At 59.1% G+C, this 13,500-nt stretch carries 8 protein-coding genes; 1 reads left to right on the top strand and 7 read right to left on the bottom strand.

The genetic code is table 11. The features are described from left to right. Window positions 1-67 precede the first annotated feature (67 nt). The 5 genes from miaA to AAEZ10_RS18260 are packed head-to-tail and all read right to left on the bottom strand — an operon-like array spanning window position 68 to window position 6,331. Complete coding sequence (gene miaA / locus AAEZ10_RS18280) at window positions 68-1,039, bottom strand: tRNA (adenosine(37)-N6)-dimethylallyltransferase MiaA (protein ID WP_071174239.1); 972 nt, start codon at window positions 1,037-1,039, stop codon at window positions 68-70. Next, complete coding sequence (gene mutL, locus AAEZ10_RS18275) at window positions 1,039-2,946, bottom strand: DNA mismatch repair endonuclease MutL (RefSeq protein ID WP_122881189.1); 1,908 nt, start codon at window positions 2,944-2,946, stop codon at window positions 1,039-1,041. Before mutL ends, miaA begins: the two co-directional genes overlap by 1 nt. Then, a complete protein-coding gene (locus AAEZ10_RS18270) occupies window positions 2,943-4,322 on the bottom strand; it encodes an N-acetylmuramoyl-L-alanine amidase (RefSeq protein ID WP_370593506.1) in 1,380 nt (459 codons plus the stop codon). Before AAEZ10_RS18270 ends, mutL begins: the two co-directional genes overlap by 4 nt. Window positions 4,323-4,373: 51 nt before the next feature. Then, window positions 4,374-4,844, bottom strand: a complete 471-nt coding sequence (tsaE, locus tag AAEZ10_RS18265) for a tRNA (adenosine(37)-N6)-threonylcarbamoyltransferase complex ATPase subunit type 1 TsaE (RefSeq protein ID WP_016771950.1) — start codon at window positions 4,842-4,844, stop codon at window positions 4,374-4,376. Then, entirely contained in the window at window positions 4,832-6,331 is a 1,500-nt protein-coding gene (locus AAEZ10_RS18260; RefSeq protein WP_273526414.1) for an NAD(P)H-hydrate dehydratase, read from the bottom strand. Before AAEZ10_RS18260 ends, tsaE begins: the two co-directional genes overlap by 13 nt. Before the next feature lie 63 nt (window positions 6,332-6,394). Here AAEZ10_RS18260 and queG point away from each other — a divergent pair, with 63 nt between their 5' ends. Continuing rightward, window positions 6,395-7,495, top strand: coding sequence for a tRNA epoxyqueuosine(34) reductase QueG (queG, locus tag AAEZ10_RS18255; protein ID WP_073471674.1), 1,101 nt, complete (start codon window positions 6,395-6,397; stop codon window positions 7,493-7,495). 56 nt (window positions 7,496-7,551) lie between these two features. Here queG and AAEZ10_RS18250 read toward each other — a convergent pair whose 3' ends face one another. Further along, entirely contained in the window at window positions 7,552-12,300 is a 4,749-nt protein-coding gene (locus tag AAEZ10_RS18250) for an RHS repeat domain-containing protein (protein ID WP_350570379.1), read from the bottom strand. 80 nt (window positions 12,301-12,380) lie between these two features. Next, window positions 12,381-13,367, bottom strand: a complete 987-nt coding sequence (locus AAEZ10_RS18245) for a hypothetical protein (protein WP_339100644.1) — start codon at window positions 13,365-13,367, stop codon at window positions 12,381-12,383. Window positions 13,368-13,500: the final 133 nt, after the last annotated feature.

Raw genomic sequence — 13,500 nt, 5'->3', positions numbered from 1 at the left:
TAAAAACAGGTAAATTCAGATGGCTTCGGCCGTCACACCCCCAAGGATAGACGGCAATTGCAAGGACTCAGCTCAATATGGAGATGGTCCCAAGGTATTTCAAGGCGCGTGGCAGATTGTCGCAATCAAGACTGTCCAGCCAATGCAAATCGTCCCAGCTGCGCAGCCAGGTAAACTGGCGTTTGGCCAATTGGCGCGTGGCGATGATGCCCCGCTCCTGCATCTGGGCCAATGTCAGCTTGCCGTCCAGGTAATCCCAGACTTGGCGGTAGCCTACCGCACGTATAGACGGCAACCCGGAATGCAGGTCACTTCTTTTACGCAGGGCTACGACCTCGTCGATGAATCCCTGTTCCAACATATTTGTGAATCTTTGTTCAATTCGCTGGTGCAGAACCTGACGATTCGCCGGAGCAATGGCCAGGTTCGCGACAGTATAGGGCAATTGTTGGCGTCCCGAAGCGGCTGCTTCAGTACTTTGCGCAGATTGTTGCTCGCGCAGGGCGGTCATGCTCTGCCCGCTGACTCGATACACTTCCAGCGCCCGACTCAAGCGCTGCGGATCATTGGGATGAATGCGCGCCGCCGACACCGGATCGATTTGCGCCAGTTGATCGTGCAGGGCTTGCCAGCCGAGGCGTGCAGCTTCTTCCTCGATCTGCGCACGGACCTCAGGATCGGCCGCCGGCATGTCTGCCAGACCTTCGATCAAAGCCTTGTAATAGAGCATGGTGCCGCCGACCAGCAGCGGGATCTTTCCTCGCCCAGTGATTTCGGCCATGGCCTGCAACGCGTCGCGACGGAAATCGGCGGCTGAATACGCTTCAGCGGGGTCGAGGATGTCGATCAGCCGGTGCGGGTATTCGGCCAACAACTCTTTCGAAGGTTTGGCCGTGCCGATGTCCATGCCGCGGTAGACCAGCGCCGAATCGACACTGATCAACTCGCACGGCAGCACTTTGGTCAGCTCGATGGCCAGATCGGTCTTGCCCGCAGCGGTCGGGCCCATCAGGAAAATCGCTGGAGGAAGCTGGCTCATCAACGACCGCGCAGGAACAGTTTGTCCAGATCGTCCAGGCCCAATTGGGTCCAGGTCGGTCGGCCATGGTTGCATTGACCGCTGCGCTCGGTGTTTTCCATATCGCGCAGCAGGCCGTTCATTTCCGGCAGGGCCAGACGCCGGTTGGCGCGGATCGCGCCGTGGCAGGCCATGGTGCCGAGCAGTTCGTTGAGGTGCGCCTGGATACGGTCGCTGGTGCCGTACTCCATCAAATCCGAAAGCACGTCGCCGACCAGTCGATTGGCTTCGGCCTGCTTGAGCAATGCGGGAATCTGCCGGATCGCCAGGGTTTCCGGACCCAGGCGCTGCAATTCAAAACCAAGGCGCTGGAACCACGCGGCGTGTTCTTCAGCGCAATCGGCCTCGCGCTGACTCACGGCCAGCGACTCCGGCACCAGCAACGGCTGGCCACTGAGACCTTCGCTGGCCATGGCGATTTTCAGGCGCTCGTACATGATCCGCTCGTGGGCGGCATGCATGTCCACCAGCACCAGACCATGGGCGTTCTCGGACAAAATATAGATGCCCTTGAGCTGCGCCAGTGCATAGCCGAGCGGCGGGATATCTTCCTGACCGGTCGGCAGTGCGCTGGCATTGGCTTCAGGCAGCGGCGCGAAAAACTCTTTGTAAGCGGCTTGAGCCTCGGCAGCGGGCAGCGCCGATTGCGGACGCGGCGTGTATTGATACTGATAAGCGCCGCCAGCGCTGGCCCCGGATGATGTATTGAACGCCGGCTGCGCCTGCGGCTGCTCCAGCAGCGCATTGGCGGCCAGACGCATCTCGCCTTGTGGGCCGAATTCGCCCGCCTCGATCCCGCTCGGCCGAACGATCGCCGTGGTGACCGAGCCGGCCAGTTGATCTTCCGGACGCACATCGCCCAGCGCACGGTGCAGCGTGCCATACAGGAAGTCGTGGACCATGCGCCCGTCACGGAAGCGTACTTCGTGCTTGGTCGGGTGCACGTTGACGTCTACTGCTGCCGGATCGACCTCGAAAAACAACGCGAAGGTCGGATGCCGACCGTTGAACAGTACGTCGCGATAAGCTTGGCGTACCGCGTGGGCCACCAGTTTGTCGCGCACCGCCCGCCCGTTCACAAAGAAATACTGCAAGTCAGCCTGGCTACGGTTGAAGGTCGGCAAACCGACCCAGCCCCACAGGTGCAAGCCATTGCGTTCGATCTCGATCGGCAGCGCCTGTTCAAGGAAACCCGAACCGCAGATCGCCGCCACACGCCGTGCGCGGGCCGCATCATCGTGGGCCTCGTGCAGGCTGAGGATGGTTTTGCCGTTGTGGCGCAGATGAAAAGCCACGTCGAAGCGCGCCAGCGCCAGACGCTTGATCACTTCTTGCAGGTGATCGAACTCGGTTTTTTCGGTCTTGAGGAATTTGCGCCGGGCCGGGGTGTTGAAGAACAGGTCGCGGACTTCCACCGAAGTGCCGACCGGATGCGCCGCCGGCTGCACGCGCGGCGCCATGTCCCGGCCTTCAGTCTCGACCTGCCAGGCCTGGTCGGCATCGCGGGTGCGCGAGGTCAGGGTCAGACGCGCCACGGAGCTGATCGACGCCAGCGCCTCGCCACGGAAACCGAGACTCATCACCTGCTCAAGGTCTTCGAGGTTGCGAATTTTGCTGGTGGCGTGACGGGCCAGGGCGAGCGGCAGGTCATCGGCGGAAATACCGCTGCCGTCATCGCGCACGCGCAGCAACTTGACGCCGCCCTGCTCGACATCGACGTCGATACGCTTGGCGCCGGAGTCGAGGCTGTTTTCCAGCAACTCCTTGATCACCGAAGCCGGGCGCTCAACCACCTCACCGGCGGCAATCTGGTTCGCCAGCCGGGGGCTGAGCAGCTCGATGCGCGCGGTGTTCAATACCTGGTTCATTCTTTCGACGCCAGTTCGGTGCCAGGAATGGTCAGGTGCTGACCGACTTTCAGCTCATCGCTTTTCAGATTGTTGGCGGCGCGCAAGGTGGCCGGCGAAACCTGATAGCGCACGCCGATCATCGCCAGGGTTTCCCCCGGGCCGACACGGTGGTCGCGCGGGCCTTGGGCAATCTTGCCGGAATCACGCAGCCAGGCGATGTAGGTGCCCGGTGGCGGATTCTGCTGGAAGAACTGGCGCACGCCGCTGCTGATCGAACGGGCCAGCGCTTGCTGGTGGCTCGATGCGGACAGTTTGTTCGCTTCGTTGGCGTTGGAGATGAAGCCGGTTTCGACCAGGATCGACGGAATGTCCGGCGACTTCAGCACCATGAACCCGGCTTGCTCCACACGCTGTTTGTGCAGCGGCGTAACGCGACCGATGTTGGTCAACACCTTTTGCCCGACGTTGAGGCTGGAAGTCAGCGACGCGGTCATCGATAGATCGAGCAACACACCCGCCAGCATACGATCCTTGTCGTCGAGGCTGACGTTGCCGGCACCGCCGATCAGGTCGGAACGGTTTTCACTGTCGGCCAGCCAACGGGCGGTCTCGGACGTAGCGCCACGATCAGAGAGGGCGAACACCGACGCACCGAACGCGGCTGCGGACGGCGCGGCGTCGGCGTGGATCGAGACGAACAGGTCGGCGCCCTTCTTGCGGGCGATTTCGGTACGCCCGCGCAATGGAATGAAGTAGTCGCCGGTACGGGTCAGCTCGGCGCGGAAGCCTTTCATGCCGTTGACCTGACGCTGCAGCTCGCGAGCGATCTGCAGTACCACGTCTTTTTCACGCTGGCCGCGCGAGCCGGACGCGCCCGGGTCTTCGCCACCGTGGCCGGCGTCGATTACCACGATAATGTCGCGTTTGCCGGCCGGGGCTGGCGGCAGCTTGATCGCCGGTTCGGTCGGGGTCACGGGCACTGCCGGCACGGTCGCCACCGATGGCGTCGGGGCCGGCGGCGGCGCGGCATCGGCCGGGTTGTCGAACAGATCGACCACCAGACGGTTGCCGTATTGCGCGTTCGGCGCCAGCGAGAAGCTTTTCGGGGTGACAGCTTTTTTCAGGTCGATGACCACCCGCAGGTCGGTCGGCGTGCGCTGGGCCGAGCGCATCGCGGTGATCGGCGTGTTCGCGGTCTGCACGTTCAACGGCGCGCCGAGGGTGGCGCCGTTTATGTCGATCACTAGCCGGTCCGGCGCGGTCAGGGTGAAAACGCTGTGCTGCACCGGGCCGCTGAGGTCAAAGACCAGTCGCGTGTTGTCCGGCGCCCGCCACAGGCGCACGCTGTTGACCTTTGAATCGGCCACAGCGTTGACGGTTACTGCCATCAACATCAGTCCAGCGGCAGCCACCAACGCGCGAAAGCGCATACCAAACCCCATCATTTAATTGGATTCCAATGCCAAAGCGGCACACCAGGCCTCGCCACGCGAGCCCTGGGCTAAAATTTTCAGCGAACGCCCGCTGTCTTGCGGGCTAATGGTAATGGTCAGGTCAGGCTTTGGCAAAAAGCCTGCACCTTTATCGGGCCATTCGATCAGGCACAGAGCATCGTCTTCGAAGTAGTCGCGGATGCCGAGAAACTCCAGCTCCTCGGGATCGACCAGGCGATACAGGTCGAAGTGGAAGGCACGAATGTCACCGATCTCGTAGGGCTCGACCAATGTGAAGGTCGGACTTTTTACCGCACCAACATGCCCCAAACCGCGAATGATGCCCCGCGACAGGGTGGTTTTGCCCATACCCAGATTGCCTTCGAGAAAAATCAGGCCATGGCCCTGGGTGACGCGGGCGATCCGTGCGCCAAAGTCGCTCATCGCCTGTTCATCGGCCAGGTACAGGGTTACTTCAGACACGGTGCTTGCTCCTCCAACAACTGACGAATGGCTGGAATCAGATCACTGGCCGCCAGCCCACGGCCGAATTTGCCTTGTTGCATACCCGCGTTGGCGTGCAGCCAGACAGCCAGGCATGCCGCATCGAACGCGTCCATGCCTTGGGCCAGCAATGCGCCGGTCAGACCGGCCAGCACATCACCCAACCCGCCTGTGGCCATCGCCGGATGGCCCTGATGACAGAGGGCCAGACGCCCATCTGGATGGGCGATCAGACTGCCGGCACCTTTCAGAACCACTACCGCTGAATACTTTTTGCTCAACGCCAGAGCAGCGGCCGGGCGATCGGCCTGCACTTCGGCGGTACTGATGCCAAGCAAGCGCGCCGCCTCACCCGGATGCGGGGTGATCACGCAATCCTTGGGCAACTGGACAAAATCGCTGGCCAGCAGGTTCAACGCGTCGGCGTCCCACACTTGCGGCAACGCAGCATTGGCGGCCGCCGACAACAGGGCACGGCCCCAACTGGCCTGACCGAGTCCCGGCCCGACCACCAATACCGAAACCTTTTCCAGCAGACCCATCAGTTGATTGGCTGACGAGGTGCCGAGCGCCATCGCCTCCGGCACCCGAGTCAGCGCCGCCGGCACATGCTCTGGGCGAGTTGCCAGCGAAACCATGCCCGCGCCGCCGCGCAAGGCCATTTCCGTGCTGAGCAGAATCGCCCCGCCGAAACCGTGATCGCCGCCGATCAGCAACACGTGGCCAAAGCGGCCCTTGTGCGAGGTCGGCGCACGCGGCGCAAGTGCTGGAAGATTAGCGGCGCTCAGTCGCTGAGCGCAGACAGGAATGTCACTGAAAATTTCGTCGGTGGCTTGCAGGTCGCTGAAGACCAGCTCACCGATATGATCCGCAGCATCACCGGTCAACAGCCCGACCTTCATAGCAATGAAGGTCACCGTTAGATCGGCGCGGACCGCGACGCCCAGTTCACGCCCGGTATCGGCACATAGCCCGGACGGGATATCGACCGCCGCTACCGGCAAGCCGCAGGCGTTGATCGCCCTGATCGCCGATGCATAGGGCTCACGCACTTCGCCGCTCAGGCCAGTGCCGAGCAACGCATCGAGGACGACACCGCGCAGCTCGCTTTGTGCCTGCCAGCCTTGCACCACAACACCAGCAGCCACCGATTCGGCATGGGCCAGTGCGGCATCGCCCTGCAAACGCTGCGGATCGCCGACGGCGAGAACGCGCACCGTCCAACCGGCCCGCAGCGCCAACCCGGCCACCAAATAACCGTCGCCGGCGTTGTTGCCGTGCCCGGCGAGCACCGTCAGTTCGTTCGCTGCCGGCCACTTGCGCACCAGTGCGCGCCATGTCGCGCGGGCGGCGCGCTGCATCAATTCGAAGCCCGGCGTGCCGGCGGCGATCAGCCGCGCGTCGAGTTCTCGCACCTGCGCGGCGCGGTACAGCGCGTCGGGTAATTCATCTTTCGTCTGCGGCATGCGTCTTCGGGCTCCGATGTCTGGCAGAATTATACGCACCTCAGCTCCGGTTTCTCTCGCCTCATGTCCGCCATCACCACAGACCTGCCCGCCCTCGCCCAATCGATCAAGGATTGGGGCCGCGAGCTGGGCTTCCAGCAAGTCGGCATCAGCGGTCTGGACCTGGCCGAGCACGAGCAGCATCTGCAACGCTGGCTCGACGCCGGCTATCACGGCGAAATGGACTACATGGGCGCCCATGGCAGCAAACGCTCGCACCCCGACGAGCTGGTGCCGGGCACGTTGCGCGTGGTTTCCCTGCGCATGGACTACTTGCCGGGCGATACCGAAATGGCCAAACGCCTGGCTGAACCGGAAAAGGCTTACGTGTCGCGTTATGCCTTGGGCCGCGATTACCACAAATTGATCCGTAAACGTGTTCAACAATTGGCCGACAGGATCCAGGCAGAGATCGGCCCGTTCGGTTTTCGTGCCTTTGTCGACAGTGCGCCAGTGCTGGAAAAAGCCATCGCCGAACAGGCTGGACTGGGCTGGATCGGTAAAAATACCTTGGTGTTGAACCGCAAGGCCGGGAGTTATTTTTTCTTGAGCGAACTGTTCGTCGACCTGCCGCTACCGGTGGACGAACCGCACAGCAGCGAACATTGCGGGCGTTGCACCGCGTGCCTGGATATCTGCCCGACCAACGCCTTCGTCGGCCCCTATGTGCTGGACGCGCGGCGCTGCATTTCCTATCTGACCATCGAGCTGAAAACCGCGATTCCCGAAGAGTTGCGGCCGTTGATTGGCAATCGCGTGTTTGGCTGCGACGATTGCCAGATCGTCTGCCCGTGGAACCGTTTTGCCCGGCCGACTGGGGAAAACGATTTCAAGCCACGGCACAATCTGGATAACGCACAGTTGGCCGAGTTGTTTTTGTGGGATGAAGAGAAGTTTCTAAGCAGCACCGAAGGTTCGCCATTGCGGCGTGCCGGGTACGAGCGCTGGTTACGCAATCTGGCGGTGGGACTGGGTAATGCGCCTTCAACGATTCCGGTGCTGGAAGCATTGAAGGCGCGACGGGATTATCCGTCAGAGTTGGTCAGGGAACATGTCGAGTGGGCACTGGAACGGCACGCCCGCCGCGAGCTTGCGAAACCGGCGAGCGCGATGTTCAAGTCGTAGCCGGACCTTGAGTGTTCCTGCTTTCGCTTTGTATCGTTTCGCTGCGTGTTCCAGGCTTACCCTTTCTTTTTTTCCTTTAAATGACCACCCAGCTGGTTGATGACCGCGATCCTCTCCTTGGCGTTTTCGGTCATATATATTCGGTCTCCTTGCGACAGATAGAGATGCATCGACTTAGATGCTGAGCCGGATGGACCATACATTGGCGTGTATTCGGCATGAATCAGCGCTGCAGAAGACGTTGGGGAGTTACCCGCCTCAATGTGCTGCATGAAGGTTTCGGCCTTTTCAAGCAAGCCCGTAAGCCCCCTTTTCTCAAGCATGTTATTTTTGGGATTGACCCTGACGAGTGACCATGGTTTTTCGGCCTCTTCCTGAACGGCCGCGCTGGCCTTCGCCTTAGCCTTGGCCGCCGCCTTGTTTCCCTTGCCCTTGATCATACCTCGGGCCATCTCTCGACCCGCTGCTTTGGAGCCTTTACTACTCAGGCCTTGCTTGAAGGCGCCAGCCAGTTTCCTGCCAGCATTGATGCCCGCTTTGGCACCAGCTGCCAGCCCTGCCCCCACCGAAGCCAGCCCGAGACCAAAACTGATCCAGCCCAATATCTCGCCCGCTTGAGAACCCGGTGCGAGTTCATTGACCACCTCGCTGGCAATACCCGCCAGGCCTGAAGCAACCGCCAGCCCCAGTGCCGTCACTGCCCATGGCGTCGCCGCGCCCATCGTCACCACGCTGGCAACAATCCCTAGAATACTGAGACCGATGCCCAGGATCGATTGCCAGGAGACATGCCCGGTAGGGTCAACCCGATTGACCGGGTCCCCCAGGCAATAACTGTAGGCATTCAATCCGCCCGCACCGAACGGACTCATGCTATCGGGGCAAAGAAAACGCATCAGTGTCGGGCTATAGGCCCGGTAACCGTTGCCGAGCAGATACAGCCCGGTAACCGGATCCAGCTGTTCGCCGTTGAACCCCGCCAGGCTGAACAATCCGCCGTCGGCAGGACGGTGCCCATAAGGACTGTAGGCGCAATCGGTGAGGTGCTCCTTACCCAGTGTTGCCAGCACGCTTTGCTGCTGATCGGTGCCAAACAGCTGCGCGCTGCCGTTCAGACCGAGTTGCCGCTGTCCCACAAGCGCGCCACCGTGACGCACGACACTGGATGAATTTTCACCACTGACCTCATTGGCGACCCGGCCTGCGTGGTAGTAACGCTGCACAGTCGCCTTATCGGGTTGCGACAGTTCAACCAGATCGTCGAAACCGTCGTAATGGTAGCCACGGAACACTGATCCCCCCGCGTCGGACAATTGCTCAAGACGTCCGAACGCGTCATAGGCCAGCGTTCGCGCCTGGTCGTCCTTGATCATCCTGCCGTTGGCGTCGTATTCCAGCGTCGCTGCTGGTGGATAGTCGACATGGGAATGTTTGACTGCGCTGAGCTGTACCGGATCGGGATTGTCATAACTGAATGTGGTCAGATTCACGCCCAGCGGGAACTTCGTCTGCACGGTAAGAATGTTGTCCAGCGCATCGAAGGTGAACGTCTGCTGGATAATTTCCTTGCCATACGGGTCACGGGGCTTTTGGGTGCCAGCACAGTCGTACTGGATCAAGCGCCCGCGCACGTCGTAGGTGAACTGTTCATCACGTAAGAGTTGAGTGCCACGTCTGGACACTTTCTGCGCCAGTTTGCCAGCCAGCGTGTAAGCCGATTCGAGGGTCTGGTCAGGCTGACCCTGAATCTCGAATGTACGCCTGGTTTCACGACCGATATCGTCATAGGCGAACCGGGTGATCATCTGACGCTTGATCGAGGTGTCTTCGGTTTTCGTCCACTCCAGCATCCCCGTCCGGGCGTTGTAGTGGAACTCGGTTGTCAGCAAGCCTTGCGAGGCGGATAGAAGGCGGCCGAACTCATCGTATTCGGATCTGTTGTCGGTACCGAGCACATCAACGTGGCTGATCGGTCGCCCCTGCAGGGACCAGGTACTGGACGTTGCTTTCGTGACAGCGCCGAAGGTCGTCGTTTCGGATTTCAGGCGCCCGGAAGGGTGATAGGCAAAGCTGCGGCTCCTGCCGCTTTCGGTACAGGTCAAGGGTTTGCCACTGACGGGGTCATAGGTCATGGTTGTGACCAGGTCCTCTGCCTTGCGCTCAGTCAGCAAACCGCCCAGTTCCCGCAAATAAGTGAATTCGGTTTTTTTGCCATCAGCACTCTTGTACCACTGTGGCTGAGTGAAGCCCGCTTCATAGCCAGCCTCGGACTTTCGCCCGCCCACAGTACTCTGGATCAACCGCCCCAAACCGTCATACGTTTGCTGGCCCAGCACTTTGTCACCGACCTTGATGTCGATCGCCAGCCCTTCATCACTATGCTCGGCGTACTCGGTCACGACCTTACTGCCGTCGGGCAGTACATTGCGGGTCATTCGGTCAAAAACGTCGTACTCATATCGGCTGGTGTTGCCGACAGGGTCTGTCTGGCTGGCTGTGCGCCCATAACCGTCATAGGTGTAAACGGTTTTGCCCAGACTCTTGTTCTTCAGATTGAAGCTCTCGACACTCAGCGGTTTACCGAAATCATTGACGAGGGTGATCGTCTTGCCCATGCCCTGGAGCCAATTGGTTTGCTGGCGAAGCACCGGATCCGCTTCGCTGTGTTCGATACGCCCATCATCGTGCAGCGTCTTGCTGACCTGGCCCCAGGAATCGAATTCGTAGCGGGTACTGACCGGACAAGGCTTGCCATCACGCCAATCAGTCAGCGTCACTTTCACCTTGTGACCGACCGAATCATGCAGGGCAGAATAAAGCGTGCGTGTCTGAATGAGACCGTCCTTGTCGGGATGGTCGCAGTCCTTTTCCTGAACGGTGATCACCCGCTCCAGTCCGTCATAGGCGACTTTTTGCTCGCCGCCAGCCGGATCCGTGGTCACCATTGTCGCCGGCTGCTGTTTGCTGGCGGCCAGATAGGCCCACCGGGTAGCGGCCGCATAGGGGGTGCCGGCAGCAACCGTTTTGCCCACGGCCCGGCCGATTGCATCGTATTCATATTCGATGTGCTCGCCATCGACACCGACTTCAGAGACCTGTAATCCGGTCAGCGTCGACAGCACCTTCTCACTGGTCTGCAGCACGCCGTCGAATCCGCGCGTGCTGGACCTGACTCGCAGCCTGTCACCCTCAAGCTCATAGGAAAATTCGATAGCGGTTTTTTTATCATTCAGGGTGACACTTTGCTCTTTTGTGGCTCCATGCTTGAGTGGATCCTGGGGCGTATTCAGATAGCTGCGTGCGGTTTTCGAACGCAACACCTCTACACCCTCCACCACTTCGAAAAAACGCTCCTCGATCGGTAACACAGAGGCCAGTTCGGCACCCTCCAGCGCCGGATGCAAAGCGTAGTCGTAGTAGGTGACTGTCGAAGCACCTTCCGATGCGGCAGCAATCACCGTCCTCTTTTTCGGGAACCTGGAAAAGCCCAGCGGATCCTCCGGGCAGTTATCCCCGCCACTGGCCGGATAGTATTCCGTCGTAGTCGTCACCCCCGTGGGCTCCACCTGCTTGAGCAAGTTACCTTCGCCATCGAACTCAGTGATCGTGGTTTCCACACGCTGCTGTTGGGTGCGCCGATCGAGGTACGTCACCGTATGGACTTTAGGCATGCGGAACTGGGCCACCTGCTCACTGAACGGCTTGGTAACGGAACAGTGATACTCCGTGGCAGTGGCGATCTGCGCGTCGCCACAGCTCGTAACCTCAGCCACCAACAGATGGAATTTGTTGTAGGTGCGTTTAATGCGGGTATGTACTTTGCCGCTGACCAGCAAGTGCTCGTCCGAGGTGTAGACGTAGTTGCTGGGCGCCAGATAGAGCGGATCCAGGTCACTATCCTTGGCTGGAAGGAGGCGCTGCCCAAGGAAGTTATGGTCGGAGTACGTGTATGTCTTGCACACTCTGGGCTGGCCGCGCCCTGGGTAGACATCGTGAGCGATAACAAACGGCAGTGTCTGTTCCACACCGCTGATGAAGCGGTGGCCGTGCCGCTTGTAGCGAACGATTTCGACCCCGCGCAGCGGGTTGACGATGCGATGAACATAGCTGGCCCCAGCGATGACTTCATACTCGAGTTCCCAACCTTTACCCACCGGAAGCTCGATGGCCGTTACCCGACTGTTTTTCAGAATCAGCCTGAAGTTGGAGCTCGAAGTAATGTCGGGATATCGCGACAACGTCACCTGACCTGCCGTACGAGAAATTTTCAAAAGGCAGCGCGTGGCATCACGGACTTCGGCCAAACGGGGAGACTGGTTGAACAACTCATGTTTCAGCGTAATGCTCACGCCGTTCGCCGCGATTATTTTTTCCGCGACAGCGACCTGAGTACCGGCCAACACTTTGAGCAGTTCCCGCCGACCATCCTTGTATCGAACTTCATAGCGCCCTGCTCCAGTGACTGACACCTTCGCCGTTTGCAGTTTCATTTCCTTGAACTTCAGGCCGCCAGACGTCTCGACAGCCTTGTAGCGCTCACCGTTGGACAAGGTCATGACTTTGCTGCGCAAGTCATAATTGGTCAGGGTCAAAGACCAGCCAACGCCGAAACCACTATCGGCCTGATTGAGCGGATTGAAACTCACTGAAAGTGCAAGCTCCGGACCATTGAGATCTGCCGAGTGCAACTTGCCAAGCGAAAATGCACACGTATACATACCCGTACGGGGATCAACGCCTCCCGAAACAAACTCACCGAAGTTGAAAGCGTTCGAATGAACAGAGGGAGAGAAATTACTTTCCATTAATGAATCGTCCTTTTATTTCCAGACTCAGATTTTGGCAGGCAACACTGGCCAGCGAAGTACGCTGACCAGACAAGAAGTCAGACAAGTCGCTTCATTGACCGCTTGGATTGATCCAGAATAAAAGTGAGCTGCTTTTTATCACCATCGACACTTAGCCGGTGCTCCGAACCGAATTCATCAATCACGGCAAATTCGAAGGCGCTATCACTTTCCCGCGCCGCTTGCGGGTCAGCGGAAACATACTGAACGAGCGTCAACTGTCCAGGCACTTTGTTGATAGGTACGGTGACGTAGCCATGGGGACTGCGAAATGTTGCCTGCAGGCCATATATAGGCGCCATATATCCATAAAAAGTTTTGCGACTACCTTGTTCACCGGGAATATTCCCGGACACATAAACCTGCACCGCATCTTCGGAATCATAAGGATCAAGTTTCACTTCACTGCTGTACCAGTCAAGAAGGTGAACCTGCCTGCCATCCGCTCGCAGGCCAATATGATAGTGCTGAACCCACTCATACAGGCCCCGATTCTGCTTCTTGTCATACTTGCTCAACGAAAAGTCGCTCAGCGAGTACTCTTTCGGCGGAATCGCCTCCAGCGTGACACTGCTGTCGAAACCAACCCCATTACTTCGCAATACCGCGCCGTTCAAGGAAATCTCGGCAGCCACTTCCATGATTCCAGGTCGGGAAGCCGAAACCCAGAATTGTAAAATCTGTACCGGATCTGCGGCGCTGCTGATCCGGTTGTCAATGACCCGCGGGACTTCTGTCAGTCGCGTTGCGCCGCCCGACATTTCGTGAGCGTAACGATTTTCCTGAATCGATACATTCCATTCTCCCTCCAATGGGCGAGCACCGTTATAGGCAATAAGCCGCAGTGACTGCAATGCGGGATGTCCGTGCAGCGATACGCCGTCGCCATTGTTATCGATCCCGTGTAGTAGCACCAACACACGCACCTGCATGCGACCGTTGGCATAAAGCACTTTGTGCTGACCATGATTCGTGGTGTCGAGTTTTACCTCGATACGGGATATACCTACTTCCTCGTAAAACATTTGATAACACCTCAGCTGATTAATATATTTCACCCCTTAAGGGCTCAGCAGAGTATTAACATCGAACCTGAATATAAGAAGTCGCGACATTTGACATTTTGTGAAGAAGTAATCTTTCAACATCATCATGAAT

It is taken from the genome of Pseudomonas sp. H26/SER47-MNA-CIBAN-0231, assembly GCF_040310465.1.
In the GTDB taxonomy this organism is placed as follows: Bacteria; Pseudomonadota; Gammaproteobacteria; order Pseudomonadales; family Pseudomonadaceae; genus Aquipseudomonas; species Aquipseudomonas atacamensis.
This window is presented reverse-complemented; position numbering and strand designations above follow the sequence as displayed.

Bases quoted from the DNA above. Each gene is read 5' to 3' on its own strand.
- miaA (WP_071174239.1), bottom strand. From the start codon at position 1,039: ATGAGCCAGCTTCCTCCAGCGATTTTCCTGATGGGCCCGACCGCTGCG.
- mutL (WP_122881189.1), bottom strand. From the start codon at position 2,946: ATGAACCAGGTATTGAACACCGCGCGCATCGAGCTGCTCAGCCCCCGG.
- AAEZ10_RS18270 (WP_370593506.1), bottom strand. From the start codon at position 4,322: ATGTTGATGGCAGTAACCGTCAACGCTGTGGCCGATTCAAAGGTCAAC.
- AAEZ10_RS18260 (WP_273526414.1), bottom strand. From the start codon at position 6,331: ATGCCGCAGACGAAAGATGAATTACCCGACGCGCTGTACCGCGCCGCG.
- queG (WP_073471674.1), top strand. From the start codon at position 6,395: ATGTCCGCCATCACCACAGACCTGCCCGCCCTCGCCCAATCGATCAAG.
- AAEZ10_RS18250 (WP_350570379.1), bottom strand. From the start codon at position 12,300: ATGGAAAGTAATTTCTCTCCCTCTGTTCATTCGAACGCTTTCAACTTC.
- AAEZ10_RS18245 (WP_339100644.1), bottom strand. From the start codon at position 13,367: ATGTTTTACGAGGAAGTAGGTATATCCCGTATCGAGGTAAAACTCGAC.